The organism is Streptomyces sp. NPDC093109, assembly GCF_040701725.1.
Lineage (GTDB): Bacteria > Actinomycetota > Actinomycetes > Streptomycetales > Streptomycetaceae > Streptomyces.
Window position 1 is genome coordinate 42,331 of the sequence record NZ_JBFBEZ010000018.1, and the last position, 21,606, is coordinate 63,936.

The 21,606-nt window shown below is 68.4% G+C and carries 28 protein-coding genes and 1 tRNA gene; 23 read left to right on the forward strand and 6 right to left on the reverse strand.

Annotated features, from left to right (window positions below; genetic code table 11):
- Positions 1-45: 45 nt before the first annotated feature.
- Positions 46-711: a helix-turn-helix domain-containing protein gene (locus AB0389_RS18920; protein WP_366396554.1), complete on the reverse strand. Its 666-nt coding sequence runs from the start codon at positions 709-711 to the stop codon at positions 46-48.
- A gap of 104 nt (positions 712-815) precedes the next feature.
- On the opposite strand from AB0389_RS18920, the gene AB0389_RS18925 reads away from it, so the two are divergent.
- The 4 genes from AB0389_RS18925 to AB0389_RS18940 all read left to right on the forward strand — a co-directional run bounded on the left by AB0389_RS18925 (position 816) and on the right by AB0389_RS18940 (position 3,555).
- A complete protein-coding gene (locus AB0389_RS18925) occupies positions 816-1,787 on the forward strand; it encodes an NAD(P)-dependent alcohol dehydrogenase (protein WP_366396555.1) in 972 nt (323 codons plus the stop codon).
- Between the two features lie 131 nt (positions 1,788-1,918).
- Entirely contained in the window at positions 1,919-2,200 is a 282-nt protein-coding gene (locus tag AB0389_RS18930) for a hypothetical protein (RefSeq protein WP_366396660.1), read from the forward strand.
- 267 nt (positions 2,201-2,467) lie between these two features.
- A complete protein-coding gene (locus AB0389_RS18935) occupies positions 2,468-2,770 on the forward strand; it encodes a type II toxin-antitoxin system VapB family antitoxin (RefSeq protein ID WP_366396556.1) in 303 nt (100 codons plus the stop codon).
- A gap of 119 nt (positions 2,771-2,889) precedes the next feature.
- Positions 2,890-3,555 carry a LytR C-terminal domain-containing protein gene (locus AB0389_RS18940; RefSeq protein WP_366396557.1) on the forward strand — a complete coding sequence of 222 codons (666 nt, stop codon included), beginning with the start codon at positions 2,890-2,892 and terminating at the stop codon, positions 3,553-3,555.
- Between the two features lie 30 nt (positions 3,556-3,585).
- On the opposite strand, the gene upp is transcribed toward AB0389_RS18940, so the two are convergent.
- On the reverse strand, positions 3,586-4,221 hold the full coding sequence (upp, locus tag AB0389_RS18945) for a uracil phosphoribosyltransferase (protein WP_366396558.1): 636 nt from the start codon (positions 4,219-4,221) through the stop codon (positions 3,586-3,588).
- A gap of 104 nt (positions 4,222-4,325) precedes the next feature.
- On the opposite strand from upp, the gene AB0389_RS18950 reads away from it, so the two are divergent.
- The 5 genes from AB0389_RS18950 to AB0389_RS18970 all read left to right on the forward strand — a co-directional run bounded on the left by AB0389_RS18950 (position 4,326) and on the right by AB0389_RS18970 (position 7,300).
- Complete coding sequence (locus AB0389_RS18950; protein ID WP_366396559.1) at positions 4,326-4,556, forward strand: hypothetical protein; 231 nt, start codon at positions 4,326-4,328, stop codon at positions 4,554-4,556.
- Between the two features lie 213 nt (positions 4,557-4,769).
- Positions 4,770-5,339 carry a hypothetical protein gene (locus tag AB0389_RS18955; RefSeq protein WP_366396560.1) on the forward strand — a complete coding sequence of 190 codons (570 nt, stop codon included), beginning with the start codon at positions 4,770-4,772 and terminating at the stop codon, positions 5,337-5,339.
- Positions 5,340-5,401: 62 nt separating this feature from the next.
- Complete coding sequence (gene tadA, locus AB0389_RS18960) at positions 5,402-5,830, forward strand: tRNA adenosine(34) deaminase TadA (RefSeq protein WP_366396661.1); 429 nt, start codon at positions 5,402-5,404, stop codon at positions 5,828-5,830.
- A 56-nt stretch (positions 5,831-5,886) separates the two neighbouring features.
- Positions 5,887-5,971 (forward strand) — tRNA-Ser (locus tag AB0389_RS18965).
- Positions 5,972-6,076: 105 nt separating this feature from the next.
- Entirely contained in the window at positions 6,077-7,300 is a 1,224-nt protein-coding gene (locus AB0389_RS18970; protein WP_366396561.1) for a site-specific integrase, read from the forward strand.
- A 67-nt stretch (positions 7,301-7,367) separates the two neighbouring features.
- Here the strand turns inward: AB0389_RS18970 and AB0389_RS18975 are convergent, their stop codons facing one another.
- On the reverse strand, positions 7,368-7,802 hold the full coding sequence (locus tag AB0389_RS18975; RefSeq protein WP_366396562.1) for a TIGR03618 family F420-dependent PPOX class oxidoreductase: 435 nt from the start codon (positions 7,800-7,802) through the stop codon (positions 7,368-7,370).
- A 638-nt stretch (positions 7,803-8,440) separates the two neighbouring features.
- On the opposite strand from AB0389_RS18975, the gene AB0389_RS18980 reads away from it, so the two are divergent.
- The 3 genes from AB0389_RS18980 to AB0389_RS18990 are packed head-to-tail and all read left to right on the forward strand — an operon-like array spanning position 8,441 to position 11,328.
- Positions 8,441-8,974, forward strand: a complete 534-nt coding sequence (locus AB0389_RS18980; RefSeq protein WP_366396563.1) for a hypothetical protein — start codon at positions 8,441-8,443, stop codon at positions 8,972-8,974.
- 3 nt (positions 8,975-8,977) lie between these two features.
- A complete protein-coding gene (locus AB0389_RS18985; protein ID WP_366396564.1) occupies positions 8,978-10,090 on the forward strand; it encodes an MAB_1171c family putative transporter in 1,113 nt (370 codons plus the stop codon).
- A gap of 44 nt (positions 10,091-10,134) precedes the next feature.
- Complete coding sequence (locus tag AB0389_RS18990; RefSeq protein WP_366396662.1) at positions 10,135-11,328, forward strand: amidohydrolase family protein; 1,194 nt, start codon at positions 10,135-10,137, stop codon at positions 11,326-11,328.
- A gap of 107 nt (positions 11,329-11,435) precedes the next feature.
- Here AB0389_RS18990 and AB0389_RS18995 read toward each other — a convergent pair whose 3' ends face one another.
- Together AB0389_RS18995 and AB0389_RS19000 are read right to left on the reverse strand one after the other, a co-directional pair.
- Complete coding sequence (locus tag AB0389_RS18995; RefSeq protein WP_366396565.1) at positions 11,436-11,747, reverse strand: hypothetical protein; 312 nt, start codon at positions 11,745-11,747, stop codon at positions 11,436-11,438.
- A 91-nt stretch (positions 11,748-11,838) separates the two neighbouring features.
- Positions 11,839-12,735, reverse strand: a complete 897-nt coding sequence (locus AB0389_RS19000; RefSeq protein ID WP_366396566.1) for a helix-turn-helix domain-containing protein — start codon at positions 12,733-12,735, stop codon at positions 11,839-11,841.
- A 518-nt stretch (positions 12,736-13,253) separates the two neighbouring features.
- Between AB0389_RS19000 and AB0389_RS19005 the strand changes: the two genes are divergently transcribed.
- From AB0389_RS19005 to AB0389_RS19055, 11 genes are all read left to right on the forward strand, one after another.
- Positions 13,254-13,451: a transcriptional regulator gene (locus AB0389_RS19005; RefSeq protein ID WP_366396567.1), complete on the forward strand. Its 198-nt coding sequence runs from the start codon at positions 13,254-13,256 to the stop codon at positions 13,449-13,451.
- Complete coding sequence (locus AB0389_RS19010; protein ID WP_366396568.1) at positions 13,448-13,837, forward strand: hypothetical protein; 390 nt, start codon at positions 13,448-13,450, stop codon at positions 13,835-13,837. The genes AB0389_RS19005 and AB0389_RS19010 overlap by 4 nt, the downstream gene beginning before the upstream one ends.
- A 62-nt stretch (positions 13,838-13,899) precedes the next feature.
- Entirely contained in the window at positions 13,900-14,514 is a 615-nt protein-coding gene (locus AB0389_RS19015; RefSeq protein WP_366396569.1) for a WhiB family transcriptional regulator, read from the forward strand.
- A gap of 68 nt (positions 14,515-14,582) precedes the next feature.
- On the forward strand, positions 14,583-14,945 hold the full coding sequence (locus tag AB0389_RS19020) for a hypothetical protein (protein ID WP_366396570.1): 363 nt from the start codon (positions 14,583-14,585) through the stop codon (positions 14,943-14,945).
- Positions 14,942-15,751, forward strand: coding sequence for a hypothetical protein (locus AB0389_RS19025; RefSeq protein WP_366396571.1), 810 nt, complete (start codon positions 14,942-14,944; stop codon positions 15,749-15,751). The genes AB0389_RS19020 and AB0389_RS19025 overlap by 4 nt, the downstream gene beginning before the upstream one ends.
- A 2-nt stretch (positions 15,752-15,753) precedes the next feature.
- Positions 15,754-16,473 (forward strand): ATP-binding protein, encoded by a 720-nt coding sequence (locus AB0389_RS19030; RefSeq protein WP_366396572.1) that lies wholly within the window; start codon positions 15,754-15,756, stop codon positions 16,471-16,473.
- Positions 16,473-16,835 carry a DUF4326 domain-containing protein gene (locus AB0389_RS19035; RefSeq protein WP_366396573.1) on the forward strand — a complete coding sequence of 121 codons (363 nt, stop codon included), beginning with the start codon at positions 16,473-16,475 and terminating at the stop codon, positions 16,833-16,835. Before AB0389_RS19030 ends, AB0389_RS19035 begins: the two co-directional genes overlap by 1 nt.
- Positions 16,832-17,251: a DUF6195 family protein gene (locus AB0389_RS19040; RefSeq protein WP_366396574.1), complete on the forward strand. Its 420-nt coding sequence runs from the start codon at positions 16,832-16,834 to the stop codon at positions 17,249-17,251. The genes AB0389_RS19035 and AB0389_RS19040 overlap by 4 nt, the downstream gene beginning before the upstream one ends.
- Before the next feature lie 92 nt (positions 17,252-17,343).
- A complete protein-coding gene (locus tag AB0389_RS19045) occupies positions 17,344-18,396 on the forward strand; it encodes a DUF2637 domain-containing protein (RefSeq protein WP_366396575.1) in 1,053 nt (350 codons plus the stop codon).
- Between the two features lie 84 nt (positions 18,397-18,480).
- Positions 18,481-19,029 carry a hypothetical protein gene (locus AB0389_RS19050; RefSeq protein WP_366396576.1) on the forward strand — a complete coding sequence of 183 codons (549 nt, stop codon included), beginning with the start codon at positions 18,481-18,483 and terminating at the stop codon, positions 19,027-19,029.
- A gap of 137 nt (positions 19,030-19,166) precedes the next feature.
- Positions 19,167-19,886 carry an HNH endonuclease gene (locus AB0389_RS19055; RefSeq protein ID WP_366396577.1) on the forward strand — a complete coding sequence of 240 codons (720 nt, stop codon included), beginning with the start codon at positions 19,167-19,169 and terminating at the stop codon, positions 19,884-19,886.
- A 334-nt stretch (positions 19,887-20,220) separates the two neighbouring features.
- On the opposite strand, the gene AB0389_RS19060 is transcribed toward AB0389_RS19055, so the two are convergent.
- Positions 20,221-21,471 carry an IS701 family transposase gene (locus AB0389_RS19060; protein ID WP_366396578.1) on the reverse strand — a complete coding sequence of 417 codons (1,251 nt, stop codon included), beginning with the start codon at positions 21,469-21,471 and terminating at the stop codon, positions 20,221-20,223.
- Between the last annotated feature and the right edge of the window lie 135 nt (positions 21,472-21,606).

Consider the following 21,606-nt stretch of genomic DNA (forward strand, 5'->3'; position numbering starts at 1 on the left):
CCCCTTTCCCCCACCAGGTACCGCCCACTGCCCGGAGAGCCGCGCTCAGGCTCCCCGGGCAGTGATCTGCCGCAGCTCCAGCGGCGCGGCCGGCGGCAGGGGCGTGGCGTGGTCGGCCCGGAAGGACTGGAGGAGGTACGAGACGAGCCGCCGGGACGCGGCGTGCGACGCCTCCGCGGCCGGCGCGGCCGACGGCAGCGCCCCGACGAGGCCGCAGTTGGCGACCAGGAGCAGCACGAGGTCGCTGGGCTCGAAGTCGTCCCGCAGTATGCCCGTCTCCTTGGCCCGCCGCACCAGCAGCTCCAGGCCCTCCTGCGCGCGGGTGCGTTCGAGGGCGAGGTCGATGTCGACGCCGTCGGGGAACTGGTTGAGGAACGCGGCGGTGAACCCCCGGTCGCCGACCTGCATGGCGGAGACCTTGTGGACGACGGTGCAGAACCCGCGCCAGGGATCCGGGTCGGCCAGCGCCTCGTCGAGCACCCCTGCGCAGACGGCGAGCTGCTCGTCGAAGGCCTCCCTGACGAGGGAGGCACGCGTGGGGAAGCGCCGGTAGAGGGTCGCGACGCCGACGCCCGCGCGCCGGGCGATCGCGGTGAGGGGCACATCGATGCCGTGCGCCATGAACGCCTCGCGGGCGGCGTCGAGGATGCGCTCGCGATTGTGCCGCGCGTCGGCACGGAGTCCCGGTTTCTGCGAGGTCTGATCAGGCATGTCTCTCACTTTAGGCCAAGTGGAAGGCATCGTCCGCTTACGGCCGTAGCGTGAGTGGGCGGCACCGGGACATCGCCCGTTGCCGACGACATCAGGACGGACCCATGAACGACATGCGCGCAGCCCTCTACGACCGCTACGGCCCTCCGGAGGTGCTGTACGAGGGCCGCCTGCCCGTCCCGGACATCACGCCGGACCAGGTGCTGGTCCGCGTCCACGCGGTGAGCGTCAACGGCGGCGAGCTGGGCGCCCGGGCCGGAAAGGTGCGCCTCGTGACCGGGCGCCGCTTCCCGCAGCGTACGGGGATCGACTTCGTCGGCGAGATCGCCGAGGCCGGACCGTCGGTAACGGGAAGCCGGGCGGGTAACCAGGTGGGCGACCGGGTCTGGGGCTTCATGGGCCGCACCACGCTCGGCAGCGCGGCGGAGTACGTGGCCGTCAGCCCCGGCAAGATCGCCCCCGCCCCCGCCGGTCTCACCCCGGCGGAGGCCGTCTCACTGCTCGCGGGCGGCACGACCGCCCTCACCGCGCTGCGCGACAAGGCCCGCCTCCGGCCCGGCGAACGCCTTCTCGTACGCGGCGGCGCGGGCGGCGTGGGCAGCGTGGCGGTCCAGCTGGGCAAGAGCCTCGGCGCCCATGTGACCGCCCTGGCGAGCGCGGCGAGCGAGGACTTCGTGCGCGGCCTCGGCGCCGACGAGGTCCTGGACTACCGTACGAACCGCGCCGCCGACCTGGGCCGCTTCGATGTCGTCCTGGACACGGTCGGCACCGAACAACCGGCGTACCGGAGGCTCTTGTCCCCCGGCGGCCGGATGGTGGCCATCGCGTTCGACGAGGCCCATGTCCTCCCGAGCCTCGCCCGCATCCTCGCCTCCACCGTCCACGGATCGCGCCGGATCCGCGTCTTCAGCGGCAACCCGGACCACCAGCTCCTCGCCGATGTGACCGAGCGCGTCGAGACCGACGGCATCCGCCCCGTCGTGGACACCGTGCGCCCGCTGTCGGAGATCGGCGCGGCCCACCGTGCCCTGGAGGCGGGCGGCGTCCGCGGTAAGCACATCATCCAGATCATCTGAGTAGTTGCGCTCATACGCTCCCGCCGGGCGGCGACAAGACTGAACTCATCGAACAGCAGGCGCCAAGTCCGCGACAGCCCAGGGGAGTTACCACCATGAACGTACGCCGCACCATCACCCGCAGCCGCCGTATGCGCACCGCGCCCGCCCTCGCCCTCGCGGGTGTCGTGATGGGCCTGGCCCTGACCGCGTGCTCGACGGAGGACGCCACCTGCGGGGGCGGCGAGTACCCCGTACTGAACGTGGGCAGCACGGGCAGCGCCTGCGTACCCAACGGCGAGGAGCCCCCGAAGGGCTACGCCCGCTACCCCGAGGGCAAGGTCCCCGAGCACGTGGGCGACAAGTGGGACACCTACTGGAACACGCACACCCTCGACGAGAACGGCAAGATCATCGACGCCCCGAAGAACTGACGGGGGCCGGACAGATGCCTGATCCGGCCGGACAGGGACCGGATTCAGGGCCGGACAGGTCCGTTCCGGTGCCCGCTTCCCCCATCGGTCCGTACCCATCCGGCACCCGTCCGGCACCCATCCGGCGCCGCTCCCGCACTCTTCGGGCACACTTCCGGCCCGCGACGTCCGCTTTCCTATGGAATGCCATCGCTACCGGCCGGTACGCTCCGCCCCTCTCCCCCGCCACGGCTGCGCCCGGCGCCGATCGCCCGGTAGGCTTTCCGTGTGATCTTCAAGCGCATCGGAAGTGGGCGGCCGTATCCCGACCATGGCCGGGAAAGCACCCGGCAGTGGGCGGATGTCGCGCCGCGCCCGGTCCGCCTCGATCAGCTGGTGACGACGAAGGGTCAGCTCGACCTGGAGACGCTGCTCGCCGAGGACTCCACCTTCTACGGCGACCTGTTCGCGCACGTCGTGAAGTGGCAGGGCGACCTCTACCTGGAGGACGGACTGCACCGCGCCGTACGCGCCGCGCTCCAGCAGCGCCAGGTGCTGCACGCGCGCGTACTGGAACTGGACGCCGGCTGAGCCGTCAGCCGGCCCTCGGCCGATGACGACTAACCCTTTCGGACCCATTCCGAACCCATACCGCGCAACCTGTTGATCATTTAGTAGGAAACATCTCCGGCGCGCACTACGCTGCGGCCATGAGCATGCTGACTCCCCCCGGCATGGGCGGAAAATACCGCATCACGGGTTCCAAGTACCCCCGCATGCGCCGCCCCCGCAATCGCCGCAGGATCGTGCTCGCGGCTGTCGCCGCCACGGTCGCCCTCGGCCTGGCCGGCTGGGGTACGACGCAACTCATCGACGTCTTCTCGGGCGGCGACGGCAGCGGCGGCAGGAAGAGCACGGCCACCGCCGGCCAGGACCCCGCCTGCGAGCCCGCGGCCTCGGCCTCCGCCCTGGCCGCCGCGTCCGCGAAGACCGCGAAGGCGCTGCCCAAGCCCCGGCAGATCAAGGTCAACGTCTACAACGCGACCCCGACGGCCGGACTCGCCAAGACCACCGCCGACGAGCTGAAGAAGCGCGGCTTCGTGATCGGCGAGGTGGGCAACGCCCCGGAGGCGTACGACAAGAAGGTGCCGGGCACCGGGATACTGCTGGGCTCCGCCGCCGTCACCGACACCGCGATGACCGTGCTCGGCACGCAGCTCACGGGCGCCACGGTGAAGACGGACGCGCGCAAGACGAAGGACGTCGACCTGGTCATCGGCACGGCGTTCAAGAAGCTGAACGTACAGAAGGACGTGGACGAGGCGCTGGCCACTCTCAGCGCACCCGCCACGCCCTCCTGCAAAAAGAAAAGCTGACTACAAGCCGACTACCAAAAGACCGGCTGACTAGTCGACGGTCCCGTACATACGGTCGCCCGCGTCACCGAGCCCCGGGACGATGTAGCCGTGCTCGTTGAGCCGCTCGTCGACCGCCGCCGTGACGACCGTCACCGGCGTACCCGCCAGCTCGCGCTCCATCACCTCGACGCCCTCGGGCGCGGCGAGCAGCACGACCGCGGTCACATCGTCCGCGCCGCGCTTGATCAGCTCACGGATCGCCGCGACCAGGGTGCCGCCGGTCGCGAGCATCGGGTCGAGCACGTACACCTGGCGGCCCGAGAGGTCCTCGGGCATGCGGGTGGCGTACGTGGACGCCTGGAGCGTCTCCTCGTTACGGATCATCCCGAGGAAGCCCACCTCGGCGGTCGGCAGCAGCCGCACCATGCCGTCCAGCATGCCGAGCCCGGCCCGGAGGATCGGGACGACCAGCGGGCGCGGGTGGGAGAGCTTCACCCCCGTGGTGCCCTGGACGGGGGTCTGGATGTCGACCTGTTCGGTCCGTACGTCCCGGGTCGCCTCGTACGCGAGCAGGGTGACCAGCTCGTCGGCGAGGCGCCGGAAGGTCGGGGAGTCGGTGCGCCGGTCGCGCAGGGTGGTGAGTTTGTGCGCGACCAGCGGGTGGTCGACGACATGAATCCGCATGGCGTCAACAGTAACCGGGGGCCAAGGCGCTACGCGCTGGCACCGACCGCCGGTAACGGGGCAAGGTGGGGGACGAGCGACGGCCGTGGAACGGTGAGGCACCGATGCGGGACGAACAACCCCCCGAAGCAGCGAACACAGCCCCGAAAGCGGAACCGGAGGCTGAGGCGGAACCGGAGGCTGAGGCTGAGGCTGAGGCGGCACGCCGGAGACGGCGCGCACAGTTCCTGCGGGAGCTGTACGAGGCCAAGGCGCTGCGCGAGCGCGTGAAGCCGCGCCGGGCGCGGGCCGCGCGGATGCGGCAGCAGATGCGGATGCGTACGTTCCGCTGGTGAAGAGGCGTCCCTTTGGGGATCCCGTGCCGAGGGCCGAACAGGGGCCTAATAAAATGCCGTGACGACGCAACGGCGGAAGACCTCTCGCGAAGCGCTCGTTTCTGTCACGATGCCGATTGGGCGGGTCGGAGCACCGCAGCGCACCCGCCGAATCGTCACATCAGATCTCTACATCTCTGAATCGTCACACCTCAGACCAGTGGGAGAGTCACGGTGTACTTCGCCGCACTGCTCGCGCGCACCGAAGACGGATGGGAAGCGAGCGATACAGATCTCGACGACGTGGAGACCTTGTCGGACCTGACCGACCTGGCCCGCGAAGCCTCGGTGGACGAGGAAACGGTTCTCGTCTTCATCGAGCAGGAGGACTCCTGGTTCGGCATCCTCCGTGTGGAGGGTGAGGAGGACCCCCGGATCTACGTCTCCGACGCGGCCGCGGCCGCCCGCTCCTCGTACGGGGAGATCCTCATTGACGAACTGCTCGGCGGGGACGACGACGACCCGGCCGACGACCTGGACGCGCTGGACCTCGACGGTACGGAGGACGGCGAGCCGGACGAGCGAGACGAGGGATACGACAACGACGCCGCCGACGACGACAACGACGGCGCGGACAGCGGCCTGACGGCCGGGGACACCGCGCCCGCGGGCCCCGTCGGCGACCGCGGCATCCTCACCGACCTCGGACTGTCCGAGGCGGATCTGCTGGCCCTGGAGTCCGACGCGATGGCCGAGATCGCCGACGCGCTGGGCGCCTCCGAGGTACTGGAGACCGTCCGCTAGTGACCACCCGGCACGACACCGCGCCCGGCCCCGACCCCGTACGCGACCCCTGGCGGGCGTCCATGCGCCTGGCCCTGGACCAGGCGGCACGGGCGGGCGGGGCCGGTGACGTGCCGGTCGGCGCGGTCGTACTGTCCCCGGACGGCACGGTGCTGGCGTCGGGCCACAACGAGCGCGAGGCCACCGGCGACCCGACGGCCCACGCGGAGATCCTCGCGCTGCGCCGCGCCGCCGCCCGCCTCGGCGCGTGGCGGCTGACGGGCTGCACCCTGGTGGTGACCCTGGAACCGTGCACGATGTGCGCGGGCGCGATCGTCCAGTCCCGGATCGACCGCGTGATCTTCGGCGCACACGACGAAAAGGCCGGCGCGGCCGGCTCCCTCTGGGACGTCGTACGCGACCGCCGCCTCAACCACCGCCCCGAAGTGATCCACGGCGTACTCGCCGACGAGTGCTCCGCCCTGCTGACCACCTTCTTCCGCGACCGCTGACCCCCCACCCCCTATCGATTTCGAACCACGGCCCACTGTGGGCTAAGCTCTCTCTCGGTAGCGTGTCCGAGCGGCCGAAGGAGCTCGCCTCGAAAGCGAGTGTGGGGAAACTCACCGAGGGTTCAAATCCCTCCGCTACCGCCCTTAAGAACCGCCCCTGACCTGCGAAAACAGGTTGGGGGCGGTTTTTTGCGCCCCTCGTGTCCACACGAACGTCCACACGGGACCTTCCTAAGATTCTTCGCCATGGCATCAATCAAGCCGCGCAAACGGGCCAATGGCGAGATCACGTACACCGTCGTCTGGCGCACAGGTGGCACCCGCGACGGCGCGTGGAACAACGAGAACTTCGATGACGAGGAACTGGCGAAGCGCTTCCGCGACCTGGTCAACGGTCACGGACAGCAATGGCCACCGGGCTGGGTGAAGGGCGAGGGCTTCGTCGAGGAAACGGACGACGAAGACGAACCGGATCTCCCCCCGGAGCAGATGATCCCGGCGTACGCCGAGCGGTACATAGACCTCCTCACCGGTGTTCAGGACGGGACACGCTCCAACTACCGCAAGATGCTGGCCACCCACCTCGTCCCCTGGTTCAAGGAACTCTCGGTGCGCCAGGGCCCCGGCGGCATCGGCCAGGACCAAATCAGCGCCTGGATCAACGACCTCCAAAGCGGCCGGCCCGGACCTCATCACCCGCCACAGGCCAAGCGACGGGCGCTCGCGCCCAAGACGATCCGGAACCTGCACGGCCTGCTGTACGGCATCCTCCAAGCGGCGGTCATCGCAGAGCCGCCACTGCGATCCACGAACCCCTGCGTCCACACCAGACTGCCGGAGGACCAACACACAGCTGATGAACAGGTGTTCCTGGAACGCGAGGAGTTCGCCATCCTCCGCTCGCATGTCCACGCCGACTCCGTGGACCTGGTGGACGCTCTCGCCGCCACGGGGCTGCGCTGGAGCGAGATGGCCGCGCTCCAGCCCCGCGACCTGACCCTCCACGGCTCCCGCCCGATGCTGCGCGTCCAACGGGCGTGGAAGCGGATAGACGGAGGAAAGACGCTCGGCGCCCCCAAGACGAAGCGAAGCCGACGGACCCTGGTCCTCTCGCCATATCTGGTGCAGCTGTTCAAGCGCAACTGCGCCGGGAAACAGCCGAACGACTTCGTCTTCACAGCGCCGGAAGGCGGCGCGTGGGACTCGGGCGGCTTCTACCACGCACGCTGGAAGACCGCCCTCACACGTGCCACTCACGACGGGCTGACGAAGAGGCCACGCATCCACGACCTCCGCCACACACACGCCTCCTGGCTCATCGCCAAGAAGGTGCCGCTGCCGGGCATCCAAGCCCGATTGGGCCACGAGTCGATCACGACGACGGTCGACAGGTACGGCCACCTCCTCGCCATGCTCGACGACGAGATCATTGAGGCCATCGAGTGGAGCATGAACCCCATGGCGGCATGACCTACTCATCATTTGGTCCCCCGCCGCCGCACGCCCGTCGGCGGGGGTCGGCCGAAGGCTCCTCGGGCTATGCCGCGCGGCCTGTCGGCCGTCCCTGAACCGTCTGCCCCATGACCCGCTCGATCTGGATCTCGATCACCACGCGCTCCGGGTCGGGGGCAGGAACCCGGCGGTACCGCTCCCCGTAACGAGCCACAGCAGCCTCGACGGCTGCCCGCTCAGCGTGAACCGTCGCCACGCCTTCCAGCGTGGCCCACCGTCCGCCGTCCACCTGGCAGACGGCCACGTGCGCCTCACCGTGGGGCGCCGCCAGGATGTTGGCGACTTTCTTGCTGGATTTGCGGGTGATAACCCGAGCGATACCGGAATCAGCGTCGATCGTCACACCGACGGGGACAACATGAGGTCGCCCATCAGGACGAGCCGTCGTGAGCGTGCACAAGTGGTACTCGTTCCAGAACTCCAGGTAGCCATCGGCTTGGTTCAGCATTTCGTTGGACATGCCGAAAGCGTAATCGCCGATTTGCCCGAACTATCCTCAAGTGAGCATGACCACACTCCACCACCAGGGCCTCACCGGAGACGGATTTGCCCGTTTGGTCATTACATGATCCAGTCACACACCGAGGGAAGGTTTCAAATCGATAACGGGACACTCAATCCATCAGACACACCCGCCGCGGGAGCGAATCGCCAGCTCAGGGGCATGATCGAGACACATAGATGATGATTTGGAGCGATTTGACGCACCGTTAGGACTACTCACCACACGGACCTACCACCACTTTCCGGCCACACCTTGTCCTGGGACTTCACGTACTGTCCAACGAGGTTCCTGGAGGCGCCGCCGAGACCACTCGGTGGCACTTCATTGCCCGTTCGCGCCCGCAATATCTTGGGCGCGCGAGGAGACGTGGACGCTGCGCTTGCGCCTCCTCTTTCGGCGCGGGAACTGACCGTCATCGTCACGGGGCGCGGCTGTCGCCCGGTTCGGGGGAGAACGAACACCAGCCGGTACGAAGGGGATTACTCATGTGGTCCGGGAAGAGTGGCCGTGAGGCCGCTGCACCCAAGGCTCCGGTGCGGGGCGAAGTGAGCCGGGGCCGGTTGGGCCGGTGGCGGACTGCCGCGAATCGTACGGTGGAGAAGGATCTGCACCGCCGGATCCGGCGGGAGCTGCAAGACCTCGGTATCCATCCCCCGCTGGACGTTGAGGAGTTGTGCCGGGCGCTGGGTGAGAGGCGCGATCGGCCGATTGTTCTCCGGGCGGCGCCGCTGGAGAAGCCGGGGCCTTCCGGGCTCTGGGTCGACCTCGCCGATATGGACGTGATCCTCTACCAGCGGGAGACGACGCGCCTGCACCAGGAGCACATCATCCTGCACGAGGTAGGCCACATCCTCGTGTCCGAGGACGATGGCGTCGCTGACAACCACGAGCCCGCCGACGACTTCGTCGAGGGCTGGGCCACCATGATCCCGGTGCTCGATCCCGCGCTGATCCGCCGGGTTGCACGGCGCTGTTCGTACGAGGACGGCGAGGAGTGCGAGGTCGAGCTGGTGGCCACGATCATCCTGGAGTGGTCGTCGGTCCTCGACGGTGTCACCCCGATGTCGGAGGATCCCTCGCTCCGCCGGGTCGAGTCAGCCCTCGGTGACCGGCGGGGATGGCTGTAATCCGTGCAACTGCTCCTCCTGGGATTCGCAGCTGCTGTCGTCTGGAAGCTGTACCAGCTGACGCGGTCCCCGCACGACACACCTCTCCGTTCGGTCACCCTGTGCCTGGTCTGCGCCGCGCTCTCGTACCCCCTGGCCATGCCGGGCGGCGCGTCCGGCGTCGACACAGTGGCCGGGCACGGGGCGGCGAAGCTGCTCCAGAACGTGCTGCTGCTTCTGACTGTCTACTTCCTGATGTGCTTCTACCTGTACTCGGCCGACGGGCAGACCGGGCGGCGCCGGGCACGCACAGAGGCCATCGTCGTCACCGTAGTAGCGGTGTCGATCACCGTCGCCGCGGTGACGGTTCCGCACAGGGTATTCGCCGGTTCGTTCAGCACGGCAGACATGACGGTCCCGCAGATCGCCTTCTTCTACGGCGGCGCCGGCCTCTACCTCATGTACGCCCTGGGCATGGCCGGCCGATGGACCCGCCGGTATGCGCGGATGTCGCGGCGCCCGCACTCAACAGGGCTCTGGATGGCGGCCGTCGGCCTCGACGCGATGGCGGTGGCCTGCGCGGTTCGCGCCGTGATCGTCGTCATCCGGTGGACGGGGCGGACCGTACCGCAGCCACTCATGGCGGGGGTTGCGGTGCTGTTGATGGTGTCCATCCTGCTCTTCGTAGCGGGCATCACCTACTCGGGAGCCCGCGCGAGGTTCACGTCCACGCGGCTCTGGCTGCGGCATTGGCGTGACCACCGTCGGCTGACTCCGCTGTGGCGGTTGCTGTCCGAGGCGTACCCCGAGAACGTGCTGCGACCTGCATCCCCGGCCGCCCGGGACCGGTGGCGGGCGCGTGGCGTGCACCGGCGGTACCACCGTCGGATAGTGGAATGTCGTGACGGCCTGGTCGATATCAGTCCGTACCTGGTCGACGAGGACGACGACGGCACACTCCTTGACCTCGACTCCGCGGAGCTGGCGGGCCGGCTCCGCGAGGCCGTGGCCAGGATCGGGCAGGGGGGTCCGGCGCCGCGCCGGGCGGTGCCGCTGGCGATGGCGCTGGGGAGCGACCGGCAGTCGGACGTACGACAACTGATCGCGGTGTCGGACGCCCTCCGGCCCGCCGCGTAGACAGCGATGACGAAGACACCGAAGGAAACGAAGGAGACGAGATGCTGCTGATCACTGGGGACCGGGTGCTTGTCGGCTCCGGGACCTATCTGAACGACGGTGCGGTCCTCATCGACGGCGACTCGATCGCCGCGGTCGGCCCCCGAGCCCGGATCGAGGAGCAGGCGGGCGCCGAGGTGCCCCGCTTCGCATTCTCGGGAACCGTCCTGCCCGGGCTGATCGACGCCCATGTGCACCTGGCGTTCGACGGTGGGGCGGACCCCGTCGCCACGCTCCAGGAGTCGACCGACGAAACGCTGCTGCAGGACATGCGCCACCGCGCGGAGCAGCTGCTGCGCAGCGGTGTCACCACAGCGCGCGACCTCGGCGATCGTGGCGGCCTCGCGCTGCGGCTGGCCGGCGAGGTCGCCGACGGCCGTACGGCCGGTCCCCGGATCGTGTCCGCGGGCACGCCCGCGACCACCGTGGGCGGGCACTGCCACTTCCTCGGCGGCGAGGTCTCCGGTGAAGCCGAGATCCGCGACCTCGTACGTCGCAACCTCGCGGCGGGGGCCGGGGTCATCAAGGCCATGGTCACCGGTGGCGGTCTGACGAAGGACGGGCCGAAGAGCCACCAGTCCCAGTTCACCGCGGAGGAGCTGACCGCCCTGGTGGACGAGGCCCACAAGGGCGGTGTCCCCGTCGCGGCCCACGCGCACGGCGCCGACGGCATCGCCTCGGCGGTCGAGGCCGGTGTGGACACGATCGAGCACTGCACCTGGATGACGAGCGGTGGCCTCGACTTCCGTCCGGACGTGGTGCAGCAGATCATCGACCGGGGAATCACCGTCTGCCCGGCCGTCAGCCCCCACTGGCAGATGCTCCCCCGCATCTTCGGCGAGGAGCGTGCCACCGCGATGTTCGATCTGGTGCGGCGGATGGCGGACGCGGGCGTACGCCTGGTGGCCGGAACGGACGCGGGCGTGCAGCGCGCGGGCTTCGAGGGCCTGGTCCCGGCCTTGTCGTTCTACTCCCACCTGGGCCTGGCGAATGCCTCAATCCTCGACATGGCGACGTCCGAAGCGGCCACCGCACTGGGGCTGGGCTCCACAACGGGGCGGATCGCTCCCGGATACCGCGCGGACCTCCTCGTGGTCGACGGGGACCCGCTCTCGGACCTCGACGCGTTGAAGAACGTCCGGGCCGTGTTCGCCTCCGGCCTGCGCCACGAGCCCAACGCGGCGGCCGAGCAGAAGTAGCCGTTCAGTGCCCTGCTCCCGCGACTCCCTGCATCTTGGGCTGGGCTCGACACGAAGCAGGCGCCCGCCCCGAGACGGGGTGGGCGCCTTCGCCGTGATCGCTGCGGTCAGGACTTCTTCCAGGTCACCCGGCCCGAAATCTGCATGGAGCCGCTCACGTCTTCGGGCAGCTTGGCGATGATCTGACCCTCCGCCGTCTCACCGGCGGCCAGGGTCTCCCACTGGGACCTCACACCCTGCCCGACGATCTCGGACGGGCCGGTGACCGACGTGATGGGAATCTCCGGGCGGATGACGTGCTTCAGCACGACTTTCTCGGCCGCCTCGGGCAGGTTGTTCACCACCCGCCAGGTCCAGGTGACCGTGTCCCCCTCCTCGGAAATTTCCGGAGGATCGTACGAGAACTCGACCTCGGCCACGACAGTGCCTTCCCTTGCCGGTGCGCCGACCGCGCACGCTCGGGCCGATCATGCGTGTCCGTGCACGTCGGTGGAGGCGTTTGACTGACCTTCACCCGTCCGAGGCGTCGGGGGCGGCCTTCCTCTCGAACTCGGTCGCGAGGTCGTTCAGGATCGAGAGCACGTCGGCCGGCAGACCCTCCCCGCCGAGGCCACGGGCCCGGACTCGGCCCACCTTCCCGCTCTTGGCGGCCGACATCAGGCGAAGTCCTTCGTAGACCTGCCGGGCGACAGCATCGTCCGGTTCGAAGTACAGGCGCGTGACGCCGAAGAAGTGAGCGAGACCTTCCAGGACGACCGGAACAGGGGCCTCGGCTTCGTCGGTGCCGGTACGAAAAGCCTCCACCTTCTCGGCCGTGGTGACCTTCGCCCCCGCGTAAGCGTTCACGGCCTCCGCGATCTCTCCGTCCCCCGGCGTCGCCCCCGCCGGATACGAGCGTTCCAGGAGGAGGGTGATCTTCTCGGCGAGCGTGCGGGGCGGCTCCTCATCCGCAGCGTCGGCGGCCTCACCCTCCGCTTCTTCGCCCCGGGCCTTCGCCATGGACCGCTCCTGCGCTCGCTTCACCTCGTCCACGGTGACGCGATACGCCTCCGCCAGATCAGCGAGGTACCGGTCCTTGAGGCGCCGGATGCCATTCTCCGCGCCGGCCACTGGACCATCGCTCTTGGTACCGATGACAGCTGCCATCTCGTACCGGTAGAGGCCTGCGTCGCAGCGCAGGTCGGTGAGGTCGGGCAAACCGGAGCGGGGGAACAGCTCGTCCAACGGCTTCTTGAGTACCCCGGCGAGGGCGGGCAGCTTCTCCTGGTCGGGGACGTTTGTGCCCAGTTCCCACCCCGCCACCGTCGAGTCCGCAGCGCCGAGGGCAGATGCCACGTCGGACTGCGAGATCTCGGCAGCTCGACGTACCGCGCGAACGCGGGCTCGATCGAAGCGTCGGGCTGGCATCAGACCTCGCCTTTTCGGGAGAACCGAGGAAACCTCAGTCCGTTGACTTTTCTGGGGAGCTGCGATAGCTTCAGTTTAGTGAAAAACGAGGGTGTTCGCACCCCCTCCGCTTTCACCCACCCACCGACCCACCTGTGAACCGGCCGGTGGAGAGGAGAAGACGCGTACGACTCGTGCGCTCCCCTTCCCTCCAAAACGCCATCGGCGTCCGAGAGTTCGCACCTCCCGGACGCCGGACAGCTCATGATTTCCGACCCCTTGCAGGGGGTGCGGACGTCACTTGAACAGCCACTCCGCGGTCCTTGCAGGGCACTGGTGGAGTGGCGTACCACATAGAGGAGTGTCGCATGTCCCCCATTGCGGACTGCAACCCGAGGGCTGCCGCGCGGCCCACGCCCGCGCCGCACGCTTCCACGCCGCGCACTTCCGCGCCGCCCGCTTGCGCTCCTCCGGCGGAGCGGCTGGCTGAGCAGCTGGCGTCGATACTTCCCGATGCCGTCGTCGTTCAGGTGCGCCTCATGGGTCCGCGGACCCTGTGGCCGCATCTGCGGCTCACCGCCGTGAACGAGCGCGGACACGTCCTTCGTATCCCCCGGGCCAAGGCTCTGACCATCGCGCGCTGGATCATCCGCTCGTTCCCGCACGCCGGTTGGGCGGCCGACGGTCACGCCTTCGACCTACGTACGGCCAAGCTCCACGGGCTGGAAGCGCGATGACGGCGACGGCGATAGCCCCGGCGGACGCACCCCCGGCCGACCTCGGACCCGCCGCGTGGCAGGGGCTCGCCGCTGTGGCGAGCCTGCTCGCGCGGACCGGCGACTTCGACGCCCTGCTGGGCCGGAGCCCGGAGCCTCGGGACAACCGCCTTCACATCGGGTATGGCGAAGCAGCCGAGCGGCTGAATATCCCGGAGAAGTGGCTGAGGGAACGGATCTCCACGCTTCCTCACCGGAAGCTCGGGAAGTTCGTTCAGTTCACCGAGGACGATCTGCGGTCCATTTCCGATATGCATTTCGTGCAGCCGGGCCGGTCCGACGTGAAAGAGGGGCAGTCGACGATTATGTCGCTACAGCCCTCCAAGCGTTCGCGTAAGCGTCTCTGATTCCTCCTCCCGCGCTCGTACGCAAGCACAGCTTGCCTGAGTGCCGCACATCGTGAGTCAAAATGAGCACAGACATATACGGCCTGATTCAGGGCGCGAGTCAGGGCGACTGGCGGCCCCTTATCGAGAAGGCGAGACAGGTTCCCGGAAAGCACTGGGCGGAAGACGCTCAATGCGACGGGCACGATACGGAGATGTTCGTCCCGCCGGGAGACGGCCCGTACGAGGAGCCCGGCGAGGTAAGGGCCAAGCTGGGCGTGTCGCTGAACCGCCCCCTCAACCTGTGCGCGGCCTGCCCCTTGGCGATCGCCGCCCGGTGTCTGGTCGACTCGCTCCAGCACGACGAGGAGTTCGGTATCCGCGCGGGGCTGCTGGCCTCCGAGCGGTCAGCGCTGCGGTCCGCGTGGCAGCAACGCATGGACGACGACGCCGTATCCCGTGCCCTTGGCGGTGCGACTGCGGCCCTCGGCAAGGTCGAGCGGGAAGCGGTGGTGGCGCGCTTCGCGGCTGATACGTCGCTGGACCCGGTCCTCGTGGCTCGGGGGCTCGGTGTCACGCACGCCTACCTGCTGAAGCTCGCCCGGCGACACCGGAAGCGCGCTGCGGCGGCTCCCTCCTCGGCCTCCGCGTCCGCCGCGTCCGGCTCGGCTGCCGCGCCCGCTGCTGACGCCGCCTGAATCTCCTGCCCGATCTGGGCAACCATTCTTCACGCAAGGAATTCCTTGCGCTTCACGGGAGTTCTCCCATGTCTCAGAATCCTTCGGCTGCTTCGCCATGCGCCGATCTCAGCGATGCCATCAGAGCCATCGCGCCGGCGGCAGTCCTGGTACGCGTATTTCCGCCAGAGCAAGCTGTTACCCATCTCTACGGTCTGGATTTCCATCGCATTCTGGTGGACAGGGAGTCCGAAGAAGATGCCGCACGCCTGATTCGGAGACGCTTCGCACGCGCTGCCGACTGGCGTCGCGCTCATGACTTCCACCTCCCTACCAGGGCCCTCTACCGCACTCCCGAGCCGTTCCAGAGCGGCTACGTGCCGGAGGACGACTCCTCCTTCGGCATCGCGTCGACCCGCTACATCGGCACATCCGGCAGGGCCGACTCATGAGCGACACAGCAACGGATCTGGTCTGGTCGTCCTCGAAATCGCGCAGAGGATCACGCCTGGTGATGCTGGCCCTCGCCCGGAAAGCGGATCATCAGGGCAAGGTCAGCTTGACCCTGGACGGCATATCGGAGATCACCCGACTTACAACGCGCGCCATAACCAAATGCCTTGGAGATCTGACCGCTCTCGGTGAGATCAGCTACGAACGGGGCGGAGGCAGCGACAACCCCAACAGCTACACCATCCTGCTCGTCGCAGGCCACGAAGACGGAACGGATGTCCGGGAATCTTCTTCCCAGAACGATCCTCACCCGGCTTCAAGTGGGAACTCGCGGCGGCGAAATCAGGAAGTTTCTTCCTCGCGTACGCGTGGTGGTAGTACTCCCTACGGGAGTACTACCACCACCAAAAAGCAAGCAAGCTTGTCCGGCCTGGAGCCGGTTGACGTACCGGAAGGCGCCAGCGGCCTCGTCGAGGCGATAACGAACGCCGGAATGCTCGTCGGATGGCGGCTCACCGAATCCGAATGGGCCCGGGTAACAGCTCTCGCCGCCACTTGGGGACACAATCGGCTGGTCGAGCTGGTCGCCCGTCGCTGGAATACAGCTCGGCCTCCCCAGTCCGCCCGCTATCTGCTGCGTATATGGGCCGATCTCCCGGCCCAGGGCCCCGCCGCTGCTCCCGCTCCCACTACCGGTTCCAACCTGCCGGGGAAAGGCAACGTCGTACCCCTGCGCCGCCAGTCCGGCGGGTGGGTGCCCTTCCAGAACACAGCAAAGCCGAGCGCGTACGAGAACGGATTCTGATCATGGCCAAGCCCGAACGCGTGGGCAGCGCCCGATCAATGCGCGCCCTCGAACGCATCCTCGCCTCGAAGGGGATCCCGCTCGCACCTGGCGGCGATCACCCCCGGGAGGAGAACCCCGGAGACCTGGACTGGCACCGCCGCGCCCGCGCCGAGTACGCGCTGAACCGCTGGCAGACCGCCACACCACCCCGCTTCCGCACCGCCGAAGCGACGCTGCCGGAGGTCACCGCGTGGGCGGACCGTGCGCTCGCCGACACCGCGTCTGCCGGAGCGCTACTGCTCACCGGCCTCACGGGCACCGGCAAGACTCATCAGGCCTACGGAGCGCTCCGCCGCATCGCGGCCGGCGGCCCGGACCGCTTCGAGGTGACCACCGTGAACAGCGCCGACATGTACGGAAGCCTGCGGCCGTCCCAGGTCATGGGCGCCTCAGAACGGGAGCTGCGGCGGCTCAGCGAGGTGCAGTTCCTCCTGCTGGACGACTTGGGGACCGCCAAGACGTCCGAGTGGACGGAGGAGGTCACCTATCGGCTCGTCAACTACCGGTACAACCACTGCCTTCCGACGATCATCACGTCCAACCTTCCCGCCCGTAACGCCGAAGGCCCGGACCTGACCGACTTCGTCGGCGCCCGCGTGGCAAGCCGCCTGGCCGAGATGGTGACCGCCCTCGTCCCGATGATCGGCGGCGACCGGCGGCGCGGCGGGAGGGCGGCGTGATGCCCGTACGACGACACGGTTCGGCGCGCGATGCCGTCGCGCTCCCCACGTCCTGCGCGTACGTGGGCCCCGGCAGCACGTACGCGAATCCGTTCCGGCCCGGCGACTCCGGCCCCTCCGTGCTCGGCGGCCCGATGGACGAGGCGGAGACCGTCGGCCTCTACGCCGCCACGCTCCGGGGCCCGGTGGGTCGTCGCTACGCCGCCCTGTTCGCCCGCGCGCTTCGCGGCCTGGACCTCGTATGCCCCTGCCCCCTCGACGCGCCGTGCCACGCCGATGTCCTCCTGCGCCTGGCCAACACGCCTGACACTGCCGACGGCGACATACACCGCACCGCTTGCTCCCTGGAAGGCCCCCGATGACCCACCCGATCATGCTCGCCGCGGCCGAGCAGCTCACCACCGCCGAGGAACGGCGCACCGCCGCGCGCGAGGACGCCTTCCGTACCTGGGGGCCGAGGTCGGTGGCCGCCGCTTCCCGGTACGCACGTCACGTCCTCGGCGCCGAGGCGGCGACGCTCGGCTGGGAGGTTCTGGGGCTCCTCTCCTTCGAGGAACACCTGCAAGCCGTCGCGTCTCTCGACACGGTGGGCGGCCAGCACCTGGAGCTGTATTTCACGGATCAGGGCGGCACGGAACGGCTGGAGCTGCGTGTGTCGTGCGTGAGCTGCCCCAGCCAGCACGTGCACGAAGTGACGTCACTGGAACAGCTCGGACAGCTCCTCTCCCAGACGCCCGCCTGGCAGTTCATCAACCCGCGGAACGGCGGTGTCCGCTGATGTCCCGCGCCCACATACGGACGGCGCCTTCGCCGCATGTCGAGGACGCGGAAGACCGGGAGGGCCAGCAGAACCGGCCCAGCCTCCGCGGAATGACCCTCTGGGACGGCGCCGCGATCATCCTGCTCGGCTCCGCCGGCTTCGCCTTCTCGTACGACGCCCTCCGCCAGATCGCCGTCGCGATCCACGCGCGCGAGTCGCTCTCGTACCTCTTCCCGGTCTTCATCGACGGGTTCATCGCGTACGGGGTGCGGGCGCTCGTACTGCTACGGAACCGCCACTTCGGCGCCCGCCTGTACGCCTGGTTCCTCTTCCTCGCGGCCACCGGCGCCAGCCTCTGGGCGAACGCGCTCCACGCGATCACCCTGAACCGCGGACCGGACGCCGGACGGTCCGCACTGCACCTCGCCGACGGCGTCGTCGGCGTCCTCTCGACGCTCGCGCCACTGGCGCTGGCGGGCTCCGTACACCTCTACATCCTGATGGCGCGGACGGCCGAGTCGTCCGTCCCGGACGGTGCAGACAACGGGCCCGGACCAGTCCGCAGAGAGGTTTCGCAGCTCGGAAGGATCGAGGCACAGCCGGAGCCTCGTCCGCTGGATACAACGGCGGCGGCCGAGACCCGGCCCCTCCTCGTTCATCCGTCCGCTGCGGAAAGCTCTGCTGATACCTCCGTTGAACTGCATAAACGCACGGCTGACTGTGCCGGTGGCCCCCGTACGGAAGATCCCCACCCGGCTTCGTCCGCAGGTGCGGACGGCTCGGACAGGGGCCGACACGATACGGACGGACCGTCAGTAGCCCTCGCGGACCGGGCGGACGGGACGGCCCTCTCCGTGGCGGCCGAGCCGTCCGCCCTAGCGGCGGTCCGCGCATCTGCAGACGGCGAGAATCCGCCCGCCCCGGACCACGCAGACTTCCCGCAGGGCCGAGAGGCTGACGACGAGTGGCTGGCGGAGCTGCTGCCGATCGCACGGGCCGCTTCCGAGAAGGCCGGACGGATCAGTCGTGACGCGGTGGCAGGTGCCGTCCGCGCACACCAGCCGATCAGCAACGACCGCTTGGGGGTGCTGCTGGCCCGGTTGAAGGAAGAGGAGGAAGAACCGGGGAGGACACCTACCGCCGACTCCAGCGTCCTCTGGTGATCTCATCGCGTTGAGCGCCCAGGGGCCTCTGCGGCTCGCACCGTAGAGGCCCCGGACAGTTCGCTTGATCAGGAAGGAATGGCCATGTGGCTTCGCCGCCGAGACCGCGCGCAGGAAACAGCCCGGCCCGACGCCACGCAGGCGGCGTCCGCGCTCGCGCTTCACCTCCAGAACGGCGGCGAACTCACGCCGGTCCAGGTCGACGACGTTCCTCTCACGGACGGGGAGGTCACGTTCGCGGACGCGGCATGCTCGGTGGCCCGCTTCTACGGAACCGAGGTCGTCTACTCGCCCCCGGCCGGCTACTTCGAGAACCACCCGACCTTCGGCCGGCAGTGGGTGCCCAACCGACGCCTCGACGCCCGGCAACGCCAGAACGCGGAGAACGCCGCCGTACCGCAGTGGCGAGATCACACCATGGCGCGGGTGGTGCTCACCTCCACCGGAGTACGACTCCGGCCTACCGGGGCGCGTACCTGGCTGCCGTTCGACCACGCTCTCCTGACCGGGGTCACGGCGGGACAGCCCGAAATCGTGCTCTCGTACAGCGTGTGCGCGCCCCTGCTCCTCACTGGCCCAGCAGCACCGTGGCTCGGCGTCGCGGTCGAGCACCTGCGCCGCACCACTCGGTAGCAGGCAACACATCTGGGCGTGACTTGGGCGCGGACGCTGGCTGATCGGGGCTGCCGCCTTGGCTCCTGGAAGGTGCGCTCGCGCAGGCGGTGGGCATCGGACATCGACTGTCAGTGGGCCGCTCTAGCATGAGAATCGTGCCTGCCAATCGCCCCAAAATTCCTCGTAAGTTGGACCGGCGAGTCCGTGTGGAAGCTGGCCATCGCTGCGCCATACCGGTCTGCCGCATCCCCGTCACCGAGATTGCCCACATCCGGCCCTGGGCCAAGGTAAAGCGACATGAGTTCGAGAACCTGATCGCACTCTGCCCAAACTGCCACACTCTCTTCGATCGAGGCCACATCGACCGCCTGTCTATGCTCCAGTACAAGGCGAACCTGAGCCCGTTCTCTCCGTACGCTCTCGCTATGCATCCCGATCACATTGACTTTTTGGCGGCCTACCAAAAGTTCCGCGTGTTCATCGAGATGTGGCTCACGGCTTCTCTCGCGTTTCAGGCGGCGAAGCAGCAAGACTCCTCAACCAGCGAACTTCGGCGGAGTTTTCAAGCGATCGGCCACGCGGCCAAGGAGGCCAGTTACGCCCGTCTCGACTTCTGCGCGGTGTCACCGATTGGCGTGGGGAAACTGGCTGATCAGATCTTGAACGCGACTATGTGGAGTTCCTGCAAGGTGCAAGGCAGGCCAGTCCCCATCGCCTTCCTGGATGCAGGACCGCCCCCTGAAGATCTCACTGTAATGTGGGCAGATCTGCATCATGAGATCCACAAAGTAATCAATAAACCTGCCCCGAAAACAATCAAAGTGATGCCAGCACATCCGATCTTCGTAGACGACCTCACAGACAGGGCCGAATGATGTGCAGCGCGGACGACCTGCTGCGCTGGCAGGTGCGTGAGGGCCGGGGGCGATTGGCCGACCCGAGCACGCAGAGTCTCCATGCCGCCGCCGAGGTGCCCGAGGCCACAACCGGGCGGGACGCCTCGAAGAAGGTACCGGCGCAAACAAAAGCTAGTACTCCAGCAGGATTTCGCTGTCTGAGCTGCGGGTTTGGCTGGGCTGCCGGAGTGTAGCGGGATGTGGAACGGTCGGGGGTGGTTTCACGGGGGCCGTCCCTCGATCGTGCGACAACGCCGCACGTAATGACAGCGACGGGCGACTGCTTGGCGTCGCCGGCGCCAGTTCGACCAGCTCAGCGCGTGGTGTCGGCCTCGGCGTCCGAGCAGGTGCGGGGGTTGGGGACGACAAGCTGCCAGGAGTCGCCGAACCTCTGCCACAGTGAGCTCGACGGCCCCGGCGGCCTCACCGGTCCCGCCCCCTTTTCCCGGGCCCGGTGTGCCGTGACGGCGAGGAAGGCGTGCGCGAGCATCGCCAGAGTGATGTGCCGGTACCAACCCGGGTAACGCCGGACTTCGTACTGGTCCAGGCCGCATTCGTTCTTTGCAGCCTGGAAACACTCCTCGATCGCCCAGCGCGACCCGGCGATCCGCACCAGCTCCACAACGGTCGTCTCCAACGGGGCGTAGGCGAGGTAGTAGGCGATCTCGTCGGGCTTGCGGATGCTGCGCCGGGCCAGCGCCCACCGCATCCGGTGAGGAACCTCGCCCTGGTGGTCGAACTCGGCGACAGCCGGCAGCCGCACCGCCGCCCAGTGGTAGACGCGCGGGCCCTTCGCGCCGTCACCGCAGGAGATCTTCTCCCATGCCTCGTCCGGCGCCTGCGCGAACAGGCCGTCGATGCGGGGACCGCCCACACTGAACTGGGACTTGGGCACGGCCAGTACGTAGCCGACGCCCGACTGCTCCAGGAGCCGGCGGAAGCGGCTCTCCTGTCCGTAGGCGGAATCCGCGGTGACCCAGGCGACGGGCAGTGGTGAGGCGAGCGCGCGGAGCACGATGTGCCGGGCCAGTTCGCCCTTGGTGGCGAAAGTCCGCTCGTGCGGGACTTTCGCCAGGCGGCAGCGTTCGCGGTCCTCGGTCCAGGACTTGGGCAGGTACAGCTCGCGATCGACCAGAGCCCGACCGTGGACGGTGGCGTAGGCGGCGAAGACGCCGATCTGGCAATTCTCGGTGCGGCCGGCGGTCCCGGAATACTGGCGCTGGACCCCGGCGGAAGTGGTGCCCTTCTTGATGAAGCCGGTGTCGTCGATGATGAGGACTCCGTCGTCTTCCCCGAGCTTGTCAGCGACGTATTGTTGCAGGTCGTCGCGGATGTCCTCGGACTCCCACTTCGCGCCGGCGAGCAGGTGCTGCAGTCCGTCGGGAGTCGAGTGGCCTGCCTGCTCGGCGAGTTGCCAGCTGTTCTTGCGGGCCACCGGTGCGAGCAGCCCGCGCACGTAGTCCCGCATGCGGCGGCGCAGTTCCACACGGCCGAAACGGTGGCCGATGGTCACGAAGAGGTCGTCCAGTTCCAGGTCCCACTGCTCGGCAGCACGCTCGGTCATCACACGGGGGCACTTTCCCCGTCGCTGTCATTACGTGCGGCGTTGTCGCACGATCGAGGGACGGCCCCCGTGAAACCACCCCCGACCGTTCCACATCCCGCTACACTCCGGCAGCCCAGCCAAACCCGCAGCTCA

Bases quoted from the DNA above. Each gene is read 5' to 3' on its own strand.
- AB0389_RS18920 (WP_366396554.1), bottom strand. From the start codon at position 711: ATGCCTGATCAGACCTCGCAGAAACCGGGACTCCGTGCCGACGCGCGG.
- AB0389_RS18930 (WP_366396660.1), top strand. From the start codon at position 1,919: ATGCGCACCGCGCCCGCCCTCGCCCTCGCGGGTGTCGTGATGGGCCTG.
- AB0389_RS19020 (WP_366396570.1), top strand. From the start codon at position 14,583: ATGTCTCAGAATCCTTCGGCTGCTTCGCCATGCGCCGATCTCAGCGAT.
- AB0389_RS19060 (WP_366396578.1), bottom strand. From the start codon at position 21,471: ATGACCGAGCGTGCTGCCGAGCAGTGGGACCTGGAACTGGACGACCTC.
- AB0389_RS19010 (WP_366396568.1), top strand. From the start codon at position 13,448: ATGACGGCGACGGCGATAGCCCCGGCGGACGCACCCCCGGCCGACCTC.
- AB0389_RS18940 (WP_366396557.1), top strand. From the start codon at position 2,890: ATGAGCATGCTGACTCCCCCCGGCATGGGCGGAAAATACCGCATCACG.
- upp (WP_366396558.1), bottom strand. From the start codon at position 4,221: ATGCGGATTCATGTCGTCGACCACCCGCTGGTCGCGCACAAACTCACC.
- AB0389_RS18950 (WP_366396559.1), top strand. From the start codon at position 4,326: ATGCGGGACGAACAACCCCCCGAAGCAGCGAACACAGCCCCGAAAGCG.
- AB0389_RS19030 (WP_366396572.1), top strand. From the start codon at position 15,754: ATGGCCAAGCCCGAACGCGTGGGCAGCGCCCGATCAATGCGCGCCCTC.
- AB0389_RS19015 (WP_366396569.1), top strand. From the start codon at position 13,900: ATGAGCACAGACATATACGGCCTGATTCAGGGCGCGAGTCAGGGCGAC.
- AB0389_RS19050 (WP_366396576.1), top strand. From the start codon at position 18,481: ATGTGGCTTCGCCGCCGAGACCGCGCGCAGGAAACAGCCCGGCCCGAC.
- tadA (WP_366396661.1), top strand. From the start codon at position 5,402: ATGCGCCTGGCCCTGGACCAGGCGGCACGGGCGGGCGGGGCCGGTGAC.
- AB0389_RS18925 (WP_366396555.1), top strand. From the start codon at position 816: ATGAACGACATGCGCGCAGCCCTCTACGACCGCTACGGCCCTCCGGAG.
- AB0389_RS18970 (WP_366396561.1), top strand. From the start codon at position 6,077: ATGGCATCAATCAAGCCGCGCAAACGGGCCAATGGCGAGATCACGTAC.
- AB0389_RS19045 (WP_366396575.1), top strand. From the start codon at position 17,344: ATGACCCTCTGGGACGGCGCCGCGATCATCCTGCTCGGCTCCGCCGGC.
- AB0389_RS19000 (WP_366396566.1), bottom strand. From the start codon at position 12,735: ATGCCAGCCCGACGCTTCGATCGAGCCCGCGTTCGCGCGGTACGTCGA.
- AB0389_RS19040 (WP_366396574.1), top strand. From the start codon at position 16,832: ATGACCCACCCGATCATGCTCGCCGCGGCCGAGCAGCTCACCACCGCC.
- AB0389_RS18975 (WP_366396562.1), bottom strand. From the start codon at position 7,802: ATGTCCAACGAAATGCTGAACCAAGCCGATGGCTACCTGGAGTTCTGG.
- AB0389_RS19035 (WP_366396573.1), top strand. From the start codon at position 16,473: ATGCCCGTACGACGACACGGTTCGGCGCGCGATGCCGTCGCGCTCCCC.
- AB0389_RS19005 (WP_366396567.1), top strand. From the start codon at position 13,254: ATGGGTCCGCGGACCCTGTGGCCGCATCTGCGGCTCACCGCCGTGAAC.
- AB0389_RS19025 (WP_366396571.1), top strand. From the start codon at position 14,942: ATGAGCGACACAGCAACGGATCTGGTCTGGTCGTCCTCGAAATCGCGC.